Origin of the sequence: Affinundibacterium flavidum, assembly GCF_014284175.1 — a bacterium.
In the GTDB taxonomy this organism is placed as follows: domain Bacteria; phylum Pseudomonadota; class Gammaproteobacteria; order Burkholderiales; family Burkholderiaceae_D; genus Undibacterium; species Undibacterium flavidum.
On record NZ_JACOGA010000006.1, the window covers coordinates 186,861 to 204,380 of the forward strand.

At 49.8% G+C, this 17,520-nt stretch carries 12 protein-coding genes; 11 read left to right on the top strand and 1 reads right to left on the bottom strand.

All coding sequences use genetic code 11. The features are described 5' to 3' along the window. Positions 1–25 precede the first annotated feature (25 nt). Positions 26–997 (bottom strand): glycoside hydrolase family 16 protein, encoded by a 972-nt coding sequence (locus H8K55_RS08165; RefSeq protein WP_230408529.1) that lies wholly within the window; start codon positions 995–997, stop codon positions 26–28. Positions 998–1,671: 674 nt separating this feature from the next. Here H8K55_RS08165 and H8K55_RS08170 point away from each other — a divergent pair. The 11 genes from H8K55_RS08170 to H8K55_RS08220 all read left to right on the top strand — a co-directional run bounded on the left by H8K55_RS08170 (position 1,672) and on the right by H8K55_RS08220 (position 17,369). Beyond that, on the top strand, positions 1,672–2,916 hold the full coding sequence (locus H8K55_RS08170; RefSeq protein WP_186941668.1) for an ABC transporter substrate-binding protein: 1,245 nt from the start codon (positions 1,672–1,674) through the stop codon (positions 2,914–2,916). A gap of 15 nt (positions 2,917–2,931) precedes the next feature. Continuing rightward, a complete protein-coding gene (locus tag H8K55_RS08175) occupies positions 2,932–3,807 on the top strand; it encodes a carbohydrate ABC transporter permease (RefSeq protein WP_186941586.1) in 876 nt (291 codons plus the stop codon). Further along, on the top strand, positions 3,807–4,736 hold the full coding sequence (locus tag H8K55_RS08180) for a carbohydrate ABC transporter permease (protein ID WP_186941587.1): 930 nt from the start codon (positions 3,807–3,809) through the stop codon (positions 4,734–4,736). The genes H8K55_RS08175 and H8K55_RS08180 overlap by 1 nt, the downstream gene beginning before the upstream one ends. Positions 4,737–4,816: 80 nt before the next feature. Beyond that, positions 4,817–5,881 carry an ABC transporter ATP-binding protein gene (locus H8K55_RS08185; RefSeq protein ID WP_186941588.1) on the top strand — a complete coding sequence of 355 codons (1,065 nt, stop codon included), beginning with the start codon at positions 4,817–4,819 and terminating at the stop codon, positions 5,879–5,881. Between the two features lie 9 nt (positions 5,882–5,890). Then, positions 5,891–7,456 (top strand): tryptophan halogenase family protein, encoded by a 1,566-nt coding sequence (locus H8K55_RS08190; protein ID WP_186941589.1) that lies wholly within the window; start codon positions 5,891–5,893, stop codon positions 7,454–7,456. A 160-nt stretch (positions 7,457–7,616) separates the two neighbouring features. Next, positions 7,617–8,654: a LacI family DNA-binding transcriptional regulator gene (locus H8K55_RS08195; protein WP_186941590.1), complete on the top strand. Its 1,038-nt coding sequence runs from the start codon at positions 7,617–7,619 to the stop codon at positions 8,652–8,654. Positions 8,655–8,685: 31 nt separating this feature from the next. After that, positions 8,686–9,078, top strand: coding sequence for a hypothetical protein (locus tag H8K55_RS08200; RefSeq protein WP_186941591.1), 393 nt, complete (start codon positions 8,686–8,688; stop codon positions 9,076–9,078). Between the two features lie 287 nt (positions 9,079–9,365). Beyond that, positions 9,366–10,820: a glycoside hydrolase family 5 protein gene (locus H8K55_RS08205; protein WP_186941592.1), complete on the top strand. Its 1,455-nt coding sequence runs from the start codon at positions 9,366–9,368 to the stop codon at positions 10,818–10,820. A gap of 27 nt (positions 10,821–10,847) precedes the next feature. After that, positions 10,848–12,263, top strand: a complete 1,416-nt coding sequence (locus H8K55_RS08210; RefSeq protein ID WP_230408531.1) for a GH1 family beta-glucosidase — start codon at positions 10,848–10,850, stop codon at positions 12,261–12,263. Between the two features lie 1,034 nt (positions 12,264–13,297). Beyond that, on the top strand, positions 13,298–15,829 hold the full coding sequence (locus H8K55_RS08215) for a glycoside hydrolase family 3 protein (RefSeq protein WP_329605012.1): 2,532 nt from the start codon (positions 13,298–13,300) through the stop codon (positions 15,827–15,829). A gap of 232 nt (positions 15,830–16,061) precedes the next feature. After that, complete coding sequence (locus H8K55_RS08220; RefSeq protein WP_222612411.1) at positions 16,062–17,369, top strand: sugar MFS transporter; 1,308 nt, start codon at positions 16,062–16,064, stop codon at positions 17,367–17,369. The last annotated feature ends 151 nt before the right edge of the window (positions 17,370–17,520 follow it).

Consider the following 17,520-nt stretch of genomic DNA (forward strand, 5'->3'; position numbering starts at 1 on the left):
CTTGACTATGGCTAATTATGGTTGATTACGGTTGATATACCCGCACATAATCGATTTCAAATTTGCTGGGAAAAATGCTGTCATCGACAGTTCCACCGAGATCGCCACCGATGGCTAAATTCAGAATCAGATATTGCGGCTGATCGAATGGCCATTTTTTGTAATCGCCATTTTTGGGATTGATGAATTGGAAGTAATACTTGTTGTCGACGCCGATGGCGACTTGTTCTTGATTCCAAAACAGTTGATAAATATGGAAAGCATCGCAGGCATCATTGACCACCGTCTCTTTGGTGTTGCCGGTGCCGCTAGGCCAGTTGTAGAACGCAGAATACGCGCTACCCAAGATTTTTCCCTTGTTCTTGCCTACGTGTTCCATGATATCGATTTCACCGTCATCAGGCCATACGCCTTTGCTGCCCAAAGTCCAGATGGCTGGCCAAGTGCCTAGCCCGCATGGGAGTTTCGCACGAATTTCAAAATAACCATAAGTCCAGCTGGCTTTGCCGCGCGTTAGCAGGCGGGCTGAGGTGTAAGCTTGGCCACCAAAATCTGGTGCTGCGCTAAGCTGTTCTTTGCGTGCGGTAATCGTCAGCAAGCCGTTTTCTACCATGCTATTTTCTAGCCGATCTTTTGCGTAGTATTGCGCTTCATTGTTATACCACCCAGCCTTGTTGCGCTCGGTGTCAAACATCCATTTCGATGCATCGGGTAAGCCGCTACGATCAAATTCATCGGCCCACACCAGTTTCCAATTCGTCGGTACGCCAGCGCCCGGCAAGGCAGGGGCACTGACCACAGGTGTGGAATTGCCGTTGCTAACAGGTGTGCTTGTAGATGTCGCCGAACTGGCCGTACTGGCTGAACTTCCACCGCAGGCGCTGACGATACTGCACATCCCGATCACCGCAAATGCGCGCCCCAATTGCCACCATTGATGTACGAGAGTAGGGGGATTAGTGCTTGATGAGCAGGGGTGGTCGTCGAGAAATTGCATGCACATGTCTCCGGTGTCGTCTAGTTTTTAGGGCTTTTGTTGCATTCCAGTGGAAAAATATGGAATCGTTTCCAATTTGTTGAGAAGTATGGCATTATTCATTTTTAGGTGTCAACAGAAAAAAACGATACAGGCGCATCAAAACACACAGACTTAGCGGTATTGAAAACGACGTATTATCTAAGTGAGCAAGGGTGCTCTCTAGGTGTCGAATTGTTTGACAGTAAAAAATGAAGGGTGCTATAGTTCAACGCCAATGGGAACGTTTCCAATTGGTTGAAGTGATAGAGATTTAGACCACGACTATTTTGGGCAATTGCCTTGGATGAATAAGCTAATCGCTGGCTTAGGTAATAGGTGAGGTACAGTCGGGTACTAACTAAGGTGTTAAGCGATGCGTTTTGTAGGGCGGGTGCAACCCGCGCCGCCCGTCCATCGAGCACCTGAGCTGCGAGGGCCGCACCCGTCATACAATTTTCATTGAACACTCATGGCACCAGAGCTTTGCTTTCATGAGCGACTCAAAAAACACAAGGCCGGCGATATGTGAAGATACATTTGCAATCGTCGGTTGAATTATGAGTATGTATAGTGCAGACAAAGTATCTGCATTGATAGGAGACAAGATGTTGTTATTATCGAGCACAAGACTCGCGCTGGGCTTAGCGATAAGCATGGCAACGTGGACGGCAAGCGCTTTAGGCCTTGCGGCAGAATCAGGAAAAGTGGCACCGCAAGCAGCCAAACCACTACCCGCAGAAAAGGCTGAAATCATTCATTGGTGGACATCTAATAGCGAATCCGCAGCGGTAAAGTTGATCGCCGAAAATTATCGTAAAGCTGGCGGGATTTGGGTCGATACCGCCATCGCGGGTGCCGATCAGGCGCGTGCTGTGGCGATCAATCGCATCGTTGGTAGTAATCCTCCTACAGCGGCACAATTTAACACCACCAAGCAATTCCTCGATCTGGTCGAACAAGACATGTTGAACAATGTCGATGACGTCGCGAAGAGTGAAGGCTGGGAAAAAATTCTGCCAGAACCTATGCTCAACGTGATTCGTATCAAAGGGCACTACTACGCGGTTCCGGTGAATATTCATATGCAAACTTGGTTCTGGTATTCCAAAGCCGCCTTCAAAAAAGCTGGCATTGCCAAAGAACCTGCCAGCATGGATGAGATGTTTGCTGCTATGGATAAACTTAAAGCGGCAGGAATTATCCCGCTCGCCCATGGTGGTCAAGCCTGGCAAGAAACCATCGTATTTCAAGCGATGTTGACGAATGTTGGTGGTAAGGACTTGTACTTGAGCGTGATCCGCGACCGTGATCAAAAAGCGATCAACTCAGAAGCCTTCAAAAAAGTCCTGATCGCCTTTAAGCGCATGCAAAGCTATATCGATCCGGGCTCACCGGGACGTAATTGGAACGATGCCACGGCACTTTTGATCAGCGGCAAAGCTGGCGTGCAAATCATGGGCGACTGGGTGAAAGGTGAATTCGCTGCAGCCAAACAAGTGGCGGGTAAAGATTTTGGCTGTATCGCAGGCTTAACGCCTAACACACCGTATCTGATTCAAGGCGATGCTTTTGTATTTCCGCGCACGAATAATCCTGGCACTGTGCAAGCGCAAAAGTTACTCGCCAAAGTTCTGTTGACACCAAACACGCAGTTGGAATTTAACAAGCTGAAGGGTTCTATTCCTATCCGCAGTGACGTAGACACTTCTAGTATGGATATTTGTGCCCAAGCTGGCGTGGCGATTATGAAAGATAAATCACGTCAAGTCGGCATCAGTGAAATCTTCCTCACGCCGGATCAAAACGGCGCGCTGCAAGATATTTTGACGGCATTTTGGAATACACGTATGCCGGTAGAAAAAGCGCAAAAGAGTATCGCCAGCGCACTGAAGGACTAACAGGATTTCGCCGGAATGAAACTCAAACGACTGACACGCCGCCTCTCACCCATCGTTGCCATAGTGCCGATGGCGTTGGTGACTTTGGTCGCCTATTTGGGAGCGACTTTGTGGTCGATTAAAGTGTCATTCTCAAACTCACGCACCATGCCCACCGACACCTTTGTCGGTTTTGCACAATATGTGAAATTGTTTGAGAATGACCGCTGGATGCTGTCGATAGAAAACATTGCGATTTACACCGTGCTCTTTATTCTGATCAGTATGCTGCTGGGATTTTTGTTAGCCGTGTTTATCGATCAGAAAGTCATGGCCGAAGGCGTACTGCGCACCGTGTTTCTGTATCCGTATGCGATGTCGTTTGTGGCGACTGGTTTGATCTGGCAATGGATGCTCACGCCCGGCATAGGCATAGAATACGCCGTACGACAAATGGGATTTCCCGACTTCACGTTTGATTGGATTATCGATCAGGATAAAGTGATTTACACCGTCGTCATCGCGACTGTCTGGCAAACCGCGGGTCTGGTGATGGCACTTTTACTCGCTGCGCTACGTGGTATCGACGAAGAGATCTGGAAAGCCGCACGCCTGGATGGTATTCCTGTCTGGCGCGTCTATGTGTCGATTGTGATTCCTATGTTAGCCCCAGCTATTGCGACGGTCTTTCTGCTGCTGTCGACGGCCGCTATTAAACTTTTCGATTCGGTCGTGGCGATGACGCAAGGCGGTCCTGGTACTGCTAGTGAAGTCCCAGCCAAATTTATTATGGATCACTTATTCGGGCGTGCGAATATCGCTTTAGCTTCCGCTGGAGCAGTGATGCTGCTGGTTCCCGTGATCGTTATCTTGGCACCCTATGTGTACGCCCGCAGCCGGAGGAAGCATTGATGTCGACTCCGATCAGCCAAGGCGTATCACCAAAGCGAGTTGCATCATCGCCGCGTCACAAAAAGTCTATCAGCAAGAAATTCACAACACCTGCCCGGCTCGGTATCTATGCCTTCTTGCTCAGTGCTGCGATTTTCTTTTTGCTGCCGCTCTACATCATGTTGGTCACTTCGGTGAAAAGTATGGATGAAATCCGTCTTGGAAACATCTTTGCCTTACCTATGCAATTTACGCTAGAACCGTGGATGACAGCATGGAGCAGCGCCTGCACCGGTATCGCGTGTGAAGGCATACGCGGCGGCTTTATGAATTCAGTCGCGATCGCCGTGCCGAGCACCATTATTCCCATCTTGCTTGGCGCCTTGAATGGATATGCTTTGTCGTTTTGGCGACCACGTGGTGCGAATATTTTATTCGGAATTTTGATGGTCGGCGCTTTTATCCCTGTGCAGGTGATGATTTTTCCCCTAGTGCGGATACTGGCTAGTGTAGATTTGTATAGCTCGCTCCCAGGAATTGTGCTGGTGCATACGGTGTTTAGTATGCCGGTGATGACCCTCTTATTTCGCAATTATTACAGCACCATACCGCATGAATTGTTTCAGGCGGCGCGCATCGATGGTGGCGGTTTTGTCCGCATCTTTGTGCAACTGGTTTTGCCGATGTCAACGCCGATGATCGTTGTCGCTGCGATCATGCAATTGACTGGCGTATGGAACGATTACATCCTCGGCCTAGTGTTCGCTGGACGTGAGCATTTGCCAATGACAGTGCAACTCAACAACGTGATTAATACGACCACCGGCACTCGTTTGTATAACGTGAATATGGCAGCGACGATCTTGACATCGCTGGTGCCGCTGACCTTGTACTTCGTCTCAGGACGCTGGTTTGTACGAGGCATTGCAGCAGGCGCAGTGAAGGGATGAAGGATGAGGCAGGATTGCCTGATCTAACAGTTTAAGTTGTAGCAAGAATTTAGAAAAGTAGAGAAAACAAAGGAAACATAGTGGCGAATGTCAGTTTGCAAAACTTGGGCATCAATCTGGGTGGAAATCAGATCATTTCCGAACTCAATCTCGCGGTCGAAGCGGGTGAGTTCCTGGTCTTGCTTGGCCCTTCCGGTTGTGGCAAGTCGACCTTATTGCATGCGATTGCAGGCTTAATTGATGTCAGCGCAGGTACGGTGGAAATCGCTGGGCAAGATATGACTTGGGCCGACCCTAGCGAGCGTCAAATTGGCATGGTGTTCCAATCTTATGCGCTGTATCCCACGATGACGGTGGAGAAAAATATGTCCTTTGGTTTGCGTATCAACGGCACTCCGAAAGATGAAATTGCCCGCCGTATTCATAAGGTGGCCGAGATGTTGCACTTGACTCCTTTGCTCAAACGCAAACCAGCTGCACTCTCCGGTGGGCAACGTCAACGTGTGGCGATAGGGCGCGCTTTAGTGCGCGAGGCGGAAGTATTTTTGTTCGACGAACCGCTGTCGAATCTGGATGCCAAACTCCGTACCAATTTGCGGCGTGAGCTTAAGCTTTTGCATCAACAATTGCAGTCCACCATGATTTATGTGACGCATGATCAAGTTGAAGCGATGACCCTGGCAACCCGCATCGTCGTCATGCAAGGGGGGGAAATTCAACAAATCGGTACGCCGGAATGTGTGTATGAACGACCAGTCAATTTGTTTGTCGCTGGATTTTTGGGTGCTCCCGCGATGAATTTCATCAGTGGTCAACTTGATGCGCAGAAACGCTTTATGTCGAATTCTCTGAATATGGATTTATCTGCGTACTCCTTTACGCAGCCGTGGCTCAGTACCGCAGAGGTAATTTTAGGCGTACGCCCAGAGCAGATACAAATTCGCGAAGATGGTCAATTTGTCGGCTCGGTGGCCTTGGTTGAACCTATGGGGAATCATCAAGTCGTGTGGCTACAAGCTGGTGCACAGACGATTTCTTGTATCGTGAATGAGCAGCGCCCGTTTGCGATTGGCCAGACCGTGTTGTACAGCATCGACACCCGTAAGATTTCCTTGTTTGATCCACAAACCGAACAACGACTATAAGCAAAGCCTATGAATATCGCTTCTGAAACAGATAAAGCAATACGAGAAATCGTCATCGTTGGTGGCGGCACTGCGGGCTGGATGACGGCGGCGGCACTGTCGCGCATGCTGCCTCAGGGCAAACGTTTGCGCTTGGTCGAATCAGATCAAATCTCAACCATTGGTGTCGGTGAGGCGACCATTCCCAGTATTCGCGCCTTCAATCAATTATTGAATTTGGACGAAGATGAATTCATCCGCGAAACCCAAGCGACATTTAAACTGGGCATAGAGTTTGTGAATTGGGGAAATCAGGGCGATTCTTATATCCATGGTTTTGGTCAGATTGGTCGCGATCAGGTGGTCGCTAAATTTTATCAATACTGGCTGAAGATGTATCAGGCCGGGAAAGCGCCAGATCTCGAAGCTTTCTCTATCAACACCGTGGCACCGCGTCATGCCAAGTTTATGCGCCCGCCGAAAGACATGCCAAACTCGCCGCTGTCAGATATTTCGTATGCGTTTCATTTTGATGCTGGTTTGTATGCTCGCTATCTGCGTGGTATCGCTGAGCGTCAGGGTGTGCTCCGTACCGAGGGGCGTATCGTTGAAGTGGGCACCCATCCAGAGAATGGGCACATCGCCAGCCTGCGGATGGAAAACGGCGAACAAATCGAGGGCGATTTGTTTATCGATTGTTCCGGTTTGTCGGCACTATTGATAGAAAAGACGCTGCATACTGGCTTTGAAGATTGGAGTCATTGGCTGCCTGCGGATAGCGCAATTGCGGTGCCCTGTGTGCCAGCCGGAGCCCTGCTCCCCTATACCCGTTCCAGCGCCCATCAGGCTGGCTGGCAGTGGCGGATTCCGCTGCAACACCGAACCGGCAACGGTCATGTGTTTTGTAGTAAGTTTATGAGTGCAGATGAGGCGCAAGCGATATTGCTGAATAATTTGGATGGCGAAGCACTGGCAGAACCGCGCTTGATCCGTTTCACCACCGGAAAGCGCAAGCGTGCATGGAATAAAAACTGTGTGGCGATAGGGCTTGCTGGGGGATTTATGGAGCCTTTAGAATCGACCAGCATACACATGATACAAACGGCGATTATGCGCTTGTTGAGTTTGTTCCCAGATCGCGCATTTAGCCAGGTCGATATCGATACCTATAACGCCCAAAACGATGAAGAATATCAGCGCATCCGCGATTTTCTGATCATGCATTACAAATTAAACCAACATCAAGATGCCGATTTCTGGCGCTATTGCCGTGAGATGGAAGTGCCAGCAGAAGTCCAGCATCGCATTGATTTGTATCGTAGTCATGGGCGAATTTTCCGTTTGGGTGAAGAATTATTTGCCGATGCCAGTTGGCTGCAAGTCATGCATGGTCAGGGTTTGCGGGCGCAGAGTTATCATCCGCTGGTCGATCAACGCAGTGAGGAAGATATCGATTATTTCCTAACTCAAGTACAAAAAACGATACAAAAGTGTGTGGACGTCATGCCCACACATGCGGAATTTATTGCGGCAACTTGTGCTGCGGAAAAAGTACAGCTTGAAAGAACAATGAATAAACCGCGCTACGGCACTTGAGCTTGGAGCTTACGTGGTGCTTAGGTGTCGTAGTGGTAAAGCTGTAGCACCTGCGTAGTGGAATGAACGGAAGGGCGGAAGAGCGCGTTACAATAGCTCTTTCTGAGCATATTTTTCAGCGCACATTCTTCACATGAGGAAAGCGAGAGAATAAGAGATTATGGCAACCATTAAAGATGTAGCCCGCCTGGCGGGAGTGGGACTAGGAACGGCCTCACGTGTCGTGAGCGGCAAGGGCTCGGTATCGCCCGCTACTTTAGAGAAAGTCAAAAAAGCGATAGAGGAATTAGATTTCCGACCATCCCACGCGGCGCGCTCTTTGCTGTCTGGCTCTACCCGTATGATAGGCGTATATATCCCGCTGTTGAAGGGCACGTTTTACATGCCGATTTTACAGTCGATTGATAATGAACTACGCGCCGAGGGTTTGCACATGGTGGTCGCGTTCGGTGTTGGCGCTGGCGATTTGCGCGAACAGGCGATCGATGGGATCAATTTTTTGATCGAGCGCGGTTGCGATGGTTTGATCGTGATGAGTAATGCACTGCAAGATGCCGATCTCGAAATCTTAGGCGCGAAGAAAAATAAATTGGCGGTCTTAAATCATCGCTACGATTGCATCGCAGATCAATGCTTTACCGCTGATCATAATCTCGGCGGTCGGATGGCGGCACAAGCTCTACTTAAGAATAAGCATAAAAAAATCGCCGTGATCGCTGGTCCTGCCAGCGCACCAGATAACGTGGATCGTATCGGTGGCTTCATGCACGAGTTGGAACAGAATGGGATTGATACTAGCAAAATGTGGGTAGCCGAAAGTAACTTCGCCCCCGATGGCGGCTGGGCATCGGCACAAGAATTAGTCGAATCGGGCTATGAATTTACTGCTGTGTTCTGTGCGAATGATGAAATGGCGATTGGTGCTTTATCGTATTTCCAACATGCAGGAATTAACGTGCCGGGAGACGTCTCGGTGGTGGGTTACGATGATACCGAAACCGCGGCATTCTCCGCACCACGTCTATCTTCCGTGCACATCGCGTGGCGTGAAATGACGATGAATGGATTGAGTTTCTTGCTGAATCGCTGCTACGATTTAGAACGTCCGGTGGAACGCAAATTCCCAGTCAGTATGACTTGGCGCAGCTCGGTAGAGAAGGCACCGCGTAGCTCTTTCCGTAAGCGTTTGGCGGAATAGATATAGTAAATAATGGTTTGGTGAAGAACGTATGAAGAAATTGATGTTCGCATTCGTGCTGTGTTTGAGTAGCAACGCAGATGCTTGTTTTGGCAGACTGATACCGAATCAAGATTTAGCGAAGTATTCGCAAATATTTATCGGACAAATTTCCAGTAGTCATTTTCTTAAAGTGGCGCTAGGACCAGCTTCTGCAGATACGCAATCACAAAATCTGACTGTGGTCGTGACCAAGGTTTTTGTGGGAAATCCGAAGGCGTCGCTGAAAGTGCGACCAGGTGATTGCCTTGTCGACCAGCCAAAACCGATGACGTCCGGGATTTTTTTCGTCAATAAAGAAGATGGTCAAATCATTTCGATTTTTGAGAGTGAAGGCGAACGTTACCAAGAGTGGGTAGCGAAGGCTAGCAAGCTAGCTAAATAGGCTAGAGCGATAGGTTAATGCGGTAGGTTAATGCGGTAGGTCAATGCAATAAGCAATTATTAGGTTTATGCAAGACCAGAAAATTTTGAGCAATTTTAAAAAAGAAAAACATGCGATTGAGCGTGTTTTTTTTGAATGTTAAATGGAAACGATTCCATTTGTGAGAGTGAAAAAGCAAAATCGTAGGGCGCGTACAACTGCCCTACAAAGTGGCAAAGAAATGCAGGATCACCAAGAGCTAAGCGGCGACAAAAAATGCAGTTGATAGAGCGGATAGAGAGGACAAGATGATCAAGATAAAGAATGCAATACGCTTAACTCGCGCAGCATTACTTTGGCCTGTTCGCGTGCTGTTAGCGAATACCTTTAGTGTCTGTATCTCCGTCTGCATCTGCATTTTCATCAGCGCCTGTGGCGGCAGCAGTGCCAGCAGCACAGCCAATACCAGCACCACGAATTCAGTGGCGAACCCCGTCAGCACCGTCATCGTCCCTATCCCACAAGCTATAGCGCGCGAAAAGCCTGTGATGCTGCATACCGAGGGTAGCCGCTGGGTACGTACCGATGGTAGTCAAAAAATTCTCAAAGGCGTGAATCTTGGAAATTGGCTGATACAAGAATTTTGGATGATGGGGCAGGGTTCGAATGGCATCGATGATCAATGCAAGCTCGAAGCCGTGTTGGACCAACGTTTCGGTTATGTTGAAAGAGAGCGCCTATATCGTCTATTTCGACAAAATTGGATGCGTAGTCGTGATTGGGATTTGATAGAAAAATTTGGACTCAATCTGGTGCGCCTACCGTTCATTTGGAGCGTGGTTGAAGATGAAAAACATCCCGGGCAATTGCGTACCGATGCTTGGGAGTATCTGGATGATGCGATCAATCAGGCCGAGCAGCGCGGCATGCACGTGATCCTTGATTTACATGGTGCAGTTGGTAGTCAGGGGTGGGAACACCATTCCGGCTGTGCCGGTAAAAATCTGTACTGGAGCACACCAGAGTTTCAACAACGCACGATCTGGCTGTGGCAGCAAGTCGCAACGCGCTACAAAGACAGGGCTGCGGTGGCGGGCTATAGCCTGCTGAATGAACCTTGGGGGGCTAGTCCCGATGTGATGGCGAAAGAAGTAGCACGACTGTATCAGGCGGTTCGCGCTGTTGATCCGAATCACGTGATCATCTTACCTGGGCATTCCAGTGGGATCGATGCTTATGGCAAGCCAGCTGATCAGGGTATGCAAAATGTCGCGTTTGAAATTCACCCCTATCCCGGCTTTTTCGGATGGGGCGAACCGAATCTGCAAGTGCATAGAGACTGGTTGCGCTGTGGCGGTTTGGGAAGCACGGGCAACACCGGTGTGTGCGAATGGAATACCCGTTTAAGTAAACTCAGTAGCGCTTTGTTTATCGGCGAATTTCAGCCTTGGGCTGGCTTGGGCGCTGAGCTAGGCGGACAAATCACCCGCGTCACTTATGACACCTACGCCAGCTATGGCTGGGCTGCAACCAGTTGGTCGCACAAGCTCCTGTCAAATAATGGTGGACAGGGCAACGGTACTTGGGGCTTGGTGACTAATCAGAGCGGGCAAAAAATTCCCGCACTTAATTTTCAGACGGCCAGTTTGGCCGAGATCGAAGCCTTGTTCAACAGCTTCGGCAGTATTCCCTACGACCCGCAACAAGCCGTGATGGCGTGGATGACAAGTTCTGTCGCACCCGATCCGTTTGCGCGCCCCTAATCATTATTCTCTCTCGATTATTTTCTTATGTCAGATACGTCAGATATGTCAGATAAGCCCGTGAATGCACAAGACACTTTAGCCTTAGTAGCACGCACCGATTTCCCAGCAGATTTTGTGTGGGGATGTTCAACTTCGTCGTTTCAGATCGAAGGTGCGGCAGCTATCGATGGACGCACACCATCGATTTGGGATCAATTTTGCCAGCAACCGGGCAAGATCCGTGACAGCAGTGATGCCACAGTCGCTTGCGATCATTACCATCGCTGGCCCGAAGATTTAGATCTGGCCAGTCAGTTTGGGATGAATGCCTACCGTTTTTCCATTGCTTGGCCACGCATCTTTCCCGATGCGAGCGGCGTGCCAAATCGACTGGGCTTAGATTTCTACTCACGCTTGGTTGACGGCATGTTAGAGCGTGGTTTGACGCCTTGGGCCACGCTGTATCACTGGGATTTGCCGCAGTATTTGCAAGACGCTGGCGGTTGGGAAAATCGCGCGACCGTCGATGCCTACCTTCATTATGTCGACGTGGTGACACGCCATTTGGGCGACCGCATCAAGCATTGGATTACGCACAATGAACCTTGGTGTACCGCCATGCATGGCAATTGGGATGGCATGCACGCACCGGGCAAGCAAGACTTCAAAGCCGCTCTGCAAGTCAGTCATCACGTAATGCTGTCGCATGGTTTGGCGGTGCCGGTGATACGCGCGAATGTGCCCGCGGCCAAGGTCGGGATCGCGCTGAGCCTGCATCCCTTGCGCGCCGCCAGTGACAGCGCAGCCGACCTGCTTGCCATGCAAAGACACGATGGTTTGCGCAATCGCTGGTTTCTTGATCCGCTTTTCGGGCGCGGCTATCCAGCGGATGTGTTGGCGCATTGCGCAGATTACCTGCCACAGATCACTGCAAGCGAAGTGGATTTGATCGCAACGCCTTTAGATTTCTTGGGGGTGAACTACTATTTCCCTGAAACGATCGCCGCCGCGCCAGATAATCCGCCTTTACACACCAGCTTGAAAGAAGTCGCCGGTCGCGAACGTACAGGATTTGGCTGGGAAGTCGCGCCCGATGGCATGCGCGAACTCTTACAAAGAATCGCGCAAGACTATCCTGCAATTCCTATCTATTTGACCGAGAATGGCTCCAGCTATGAAGATCAGGTTGAGGCCGATGGAAGCGTACAAGATACCGCCCGCCGTGATTACTTCATCCGGCATCTGCATGCGCTACAGCAGGCGCGGCAACAAGGAGTCGATGTACGCGGCTATTTTGCTTGGAGTCTGATGGATAATTTTGAATGGGCAGAAGGTTACTTGCGACGCTTTGGCATGGTCTACATCGATTTTGCTACCCAGCAAAGAACGGTGAAGCAAAGCGGCCATTGGTTCCGAAACTTTTTACATCAAAATGTAGTCTCACCACTTGATATGACATAGTCGCAATTTGCGGCTACCCGTTTTGTGCACTACTTGTCCCGGGGGGGAGAAGTAAGCAAGAGTGGAGGCGGATGGTCGTCAGCGCCAGCTGATGTACTGTTCGCCTCGCATTCTGAATGCTGTGCATCGCTTTTCTACTAGGGTCTGTTGACATATATTTTAGTCAAGCGTTTCACTCAAAACGCAGGATGGCAAGGCGCATCTCGCCGCTGCGGCTGGCCGCCCCAGCAAGAGATGCAACGCTGTCCATCGTGCGTTTTGATTGAAACCCTCCGGGAATGGCTCAAATGGGCACATGGCGTTGTTGCAATCTGCTTATAGTGCCTGCACTACCGCGCAGCTTGCGCCTAGCCCTGTGCCCGTTTGCGCGCATTCGCTTGCCTAAAATATATGTCAACAGACCCTACTTTTCTCCATCTTTTCGCCTCGAAGTTGTTTCCATTTCACATCAATACGCACGCACAAAAACATTTTTTAAAAATAATTGGTAACGTTTCCAAAATTCATTTAGAATAAAACGGAAAGCTTACCAATTAGCGCAAAAGCAGTTCAAAAGACAGCTCAAATCGCTAAGCTCACTATTGTCAAATTAAAGTCAAATTAAAAATTGTAGGACGGGTGCAACCCGCGCCGCCGGAAGCTAGTGCAGGGGAGGTCGACCTATGAACTGTGTGGATTGCATCTACCCTAAGAGATCGCCGTAAAAATTGTAAAAGCTAACACCCCTCAACGCCGAGACGCAGAGGCACAGAGGAGCGCAGAGAAAAACTTAGATACATCTTCGCTTCTTCTCTTTTCGCTTTTTTCAGCGTCTCAGCGCCTCGGCGTTGAGGGGTTTTAAAGTCGAATAACGGCTGTAAGTGCTTAATGGAAAACTAGTACAAATTGCAGGACGGGTGAAACCCGCGCCGCCAGAACGTAGTGCAGGGGCGGCCGACTTATGAACCGCGCGGATTGCACCCGCCACGAAATTGCCATAAAGAATCGAGCCTTAAAACTAAGGCCTTAGAAAAATCATCAGAGAGACAAAAAAAGTGAAACTTACGATAAAGAAAACGACCAGCTTACAGCTCGCTTTAGCCGTACTGTGTAGCGCAGGATTAGCTAGTGCAGCAAGCGCTGTCAGAACAGACGCCAACATCAAAGACTGGCCACACATCAAAAGCGCGATCGCCAAAGATCCTGCGATGGAAGCGAAGATTGCCAAGATGGTCGGCAATATGACACTGGCTCAAAAAATCGGGCAAATGACGCAGCCAGAAATCAAATTCATTACACCCGATGATGTACGTAAATATTATTTGGGCTCAGTGCTCAACGGTGGCGGTAGCTGGCCAAAAATGAACAAGTACGCGACCGCAGCCGACTGGGTTAGTCTGGCAGATCAATACTATGCAGCATCCATGAGCACCGACATGGCAGACAAAGTGCCGGTGATCTGGGGTATCGATGCGATCCATGGCAATAGCAATGTGGTGGGTGCCACTCTGTTCCCACATAACATCGGTCTTGGTGCAGCGCGTAATCCTAAACTAGTCGGGAAAATGGCGGAGCAAGTCGGTAAAGCCGTGCGTGCGACCGGCATCGCTTGGGTTTTTGCACCGACGCTCGCGGTCGGACGCGATGCTCGTTGGGGACGTTCTTATGAGAGTTTTTCTGAAGATGGTCGTCTGGTGAAAGAGTATGGCGCGGTCTACGTGAAAGCCTTACAAGGCAAATTTAAGGACGATAAGAATGTGGTCGCCACCGCCAAACATTTCATCGGCGATGGTGGCACTTATCATGGCGTTGATCGCGGTGTGAATCAATCTAGCCTGAGTGAAATGATTAACAATCACGCGCAGGGATACTACGGTGCGTTTGCCGCCGGTGCACAGACCGTCATGGCTTCATACAATAGCTGGAATGATGTCGGTGCCAAACTTAATTACGGCAAAATGCACGGCAGCAAAGCACTATTGACGGACGCCTTAAAAGACAAATTGGGCTTCGATGGCTTCGTGGTATCAGATTGGGATGGCATCGCCGAAGTCCCGGGTTGCAGCAACGATAGTTGTCCGCAAGCGATCAATGCCGGTATCGACATGGTGATGGTGCCAGATAACTGGAAATCCTTTATCGCCAATACCATCGCGCAAGTCGAACGTGGCGAAATTCCTATGGCACGTATCGACGATGCGGTAAGTCGCATTTTGCGTGTCAAATTACGTGCTGGTTTGTTCGGTAAAAAACCATCTGACAATCAATACGCAGGCAAACAAGAAGCGCTGCAAGCACGCGACATCGCCCGTCAGGCAGTACGCGAATCCTTGGTGCTGTTAAAGAACAATGACAGCGTATTGCCACTGACACGCGGCAAGAAGATACTGGTCGTCGGCAAAAGCGCCGATAGCTTGATCAATCAATCCGGCGGCTGGTCTATCACTTGGCAAGGTACTGAAAATAAAGAGGGCGATTACATGCCGGGCGATACGCTATTAACTGGCATCAAAGAAGCCGCTGGCGCGGTCAACGTGCTCTACAGCGCTAACGGTGATGACGTCGATGTTGCACAATTCGATGTCGTCCTCGCGATACTGGGCGAAACACCGTATGCCGAAGGTTTTGGCGACGTGGCAGCTAGTCGTCCGCTCGCACATAGTCAGTTATTTCCAGATGATCTCGCTGTGCTGAAAAAAGTGGCAGGCAAAGGCAAGCCCGTTGTGACGGTATTGGTCAGTGGTCGCGCCGTATATGCCAATGATTTGCTGAACTTGTCAGACAGTTTTGTCGCCGCCTGGTTACCGGGAACAGAAGGCAAAGGTGTCGCCGATGTCTTGTTCAAAAATGCCCAAGGCAAAATCGCACATTCTATCAAAGGACGCTTGTCATTCTCTTGGCCAGCGAAAGCATGTCTGTCACATGTAGTAGCAACAGGTGGTAGTGAGACTTTGTTCAAGTACGGTTACGGTTTGCACTACGGTAAAACCTCACGCATGGCGACTTTACCAGAAGACACCAGCACCGCTTGCGATCTGGCATCCAGCCTCATCATCTCGAATCCGCAAGACCTGACCAGCTATCCGCTCTCAGTGATCACGGGCAAACGTAAAGTCACGTTAGGGTCGGATTTGGCTTTAAGCAAACCTGACGACACCGTTGCAGCCAAAACAGTCCAAGTCGGCGCGGTCAGCGGTAAACAAATCAGCTGGAGTGGCAAAGGACGTTTTGAAGCGGCCGCCGCATTTGCCACGCCTATCCCTGCCAATTTGGTACCCGAAGGCGCACTGCAATTCCTAGCCCAAGTACAAACCGCCCCGGCAGGCAGAGTCGGCATGACCATGGAATGTGGTGATACCTGTACCGCGAGTCTTGATCTTAGTTCTACTTTCAAAAACATAGCTGGTGCCAAGACGGTGAAGATTCCTTTAACCTGCTTCAGCGCCTTAGGCGTCGACATGCGCAAAGTCAAAACACCATTTAACGTCAGCACGGATGCGAGTTTTGTGGCAGCTTTCGCCGATATCAAAATCGTCGCAGGTGCCGCGAAAGATGCAGATGCTTTGTCGTGTGAAAGTTTGAAGTAAGTGATGTTTTTACCCTCTCCCGCAAGCGGGAGAGGGCAAGGGTGAGGGTGGTTCAGTAACCGCATAAGAGTGACTTAGGTAGGGCGGGTGCAACCCGCGCCGCCAGAACGTGGTGTACGCGAGGTCCGCCTATGAACCGCGCGGGTTGCACCCGCCCTACATTTGGCACGGAAATATTTTCAGCAAACCAAACAACAAAATAAAAATAAGGAGACACAACATGGCAAGTCAAATGGGCAGCAATACCATCCCCAATCACATCAATAGCGAAGTGAGTAGCTCAGTCAAGAACAATAATTCCGCCTTGGTAATCGTCACCTTATTGTTCTTCATGTGGGGTTTGCTGACATCGCTGAACGATGTCCTCATCCCACATTTGAAATCCATCTACACCCTGACCTACGTACAAGCAATGTTGGTGCAGTTTTGCTTCTTCGGTGCCTATTTCATTGTGTCTTGGCCAGCAGGGATTTTGATTAAGCGAATAGGCTATCAAAGTGGCGCGGTAGCGGGTTTGGTGATTGCCGCGATCGGTTGCGCTTTGTTTTATCCTGCCGCCACACGCGGCTATGGTCTGTTTCTGTTGGCATTTTTTGTTCTGGCTTCGGGCATCACGATTTTGCAAGTCGCAGCGAATCCTTATGTCACGGTATTAGGCGATGCAAAAACCGCGTCAAGTCGTTTGACTTTAACGCAAGCATTTAATTCTCTAGGCACGACGATAGCACCGGCTTTAGGTGGATTCTTAATTCTTTCCGGTGTCGTGCTGACGGCCGCGCAGTTTGATGCCTTGCCTGCCGCCGAACAATTAGCACACAGAGCAAAAGAAGCTGCCGCAGTACAAGGACCTTATCTCGCTTTGGCAGCCGCGCTATTAGTTCTGGCGATTCTGTTTGCATTGGCACGCCTACCTAAAATTTCCCATGAAGAAGAGTTGGTCATCAGCACATCTGCACCAAGTCAGCATGTCTCAGTTTTCTCGCATAAGCATCTGGTCTTAGGCGCGATTGGTATCTTTCTCTATGTCGGCGGCGAAGTCAGTATTGGCAGTTTCTTGATTAACTTCCTTGGCGAAAGTCAGGTCGCTAACTTGAGCGCCGCCGATGCCGCGCATTATGTCAGTTACTACTGGGGTGGTGCGATGGTCGGGCGTTTTCTGGGGTTTGTGGTGATGCGTAAAGTCAGTCCGGGTAAAGCGTTGGCGTTCAATGCCGCGTGTTCGATAGCTTTGATTTTGGCAGCCATTTTCGCCAGCGGCAGCATAGCGATGTGGGCAATTATCGCAGTAGGTTTATGCAACTCCATCATGTTCCCAACCATTTTCAGCATGGCGTTAAAAGACTTAGGCAAGTTCACAGGACAAGGCTCCGGTGTTTTGTGTATGGCGATAGTCGGCGGCGCGATTGTGCCTTTCATCCAAGGATTTTTGGCAGATCACGTCGGTTTGCAATGGTCGTTCTTCGTTCCAGCCGCTTGCTATGTATTCATCTGCTATTTCGGCGTGAAATATGCGGGCATGTACGACAAGCCTGTGTTCTGAAGATAGATATCGCTAACGGTTGTCACGATGCGATCAAGTTGATTGGCCGTGATACTGGTTTTGAACTGACATTTGTGTGGAATGATTTTCTTGACTGTTTAAGTTGGAAACTAAGTTGGAAACTCCCTTCTCCCGCAAGCGGGAGAAGGGG

What these genes read in the sequence shown, in the direction of transcription:
- H8K55_RS08220 (WP_222612411.1), top strand. Translation starts at nt 16,062, where the DNA reads ATGGGCAGCAATACCATCCCCAATCACATCAATAGCGAAGTGAGTAGC.
- H8K55_RS08175 (WP_186941586.1), top strand. Translation starts at nt 2,932, where the DNA reads ATGAAACTCAAACGACTGACACGCCGCCTCTCACCCATCGTTGCCATA.
- H8K55_RS08200 (WP_186941591.1), top strand. Translation starts at nt 8,686, where the DNA reads ATGAAGAAATTGATGTTCGCATTCGTGCTGTGTTTGAGTAGCAACGCA.
- H8K55_RS08205 (WP_186941592.1), top strand. Translation starts at nt 9,366, where the DNA reads ATGATCAAGATAAAGAATGCAATACGCTTAACTCGCGCAGCATTACTT.
- H8K55_RS08190 (WP_186941589.1), top strand. Translation starts at nt 5,891, where the DNA reads ATGAATATCGCTTCTGAAACAGATAAAGCAATACGAGAAATCGTCATC.
- H8K55_RS08210 (WP_230408531.1), top strand. Translation starts at nt 10,848, where the DNA reads ATGTCAGATACGTCAGATATGTCAGATAAGCCCGTGAATGCACAAGAC.
- H8K55_RS08180 (WP_186941587.1), top strand. Translation starts at nt 3,807, where the DNA reads ATGTCGACTCCGATCAGCCAAGGCGTATCACCAAAGCGAGTTGCATCA.
- H8K55_RS08170 (WP_186941668.1), top strand. Translation starts at nt 1,672, where the DNA reads ATGGCAACGTGGACGGCAAGCGCTTTAGGCCTTGCGGCAGAATCAGGA.
- H8K55_RS08195 (WP_186941590.1), top strand. Translation starts at nt 7,617, where the DNA reads ATGGCAACCATTAAAGATGTAGCCCGCCTGGCGGGAGTGGGACTAGGA.
- H8K55_RS08165 (WP_230408529.1), bottom strand. Translation starts at nt 997, where the DNA reads ATGCAATTTCTCGACGACCACCCCTGCTCATCAAGCACTAATCCCCCT.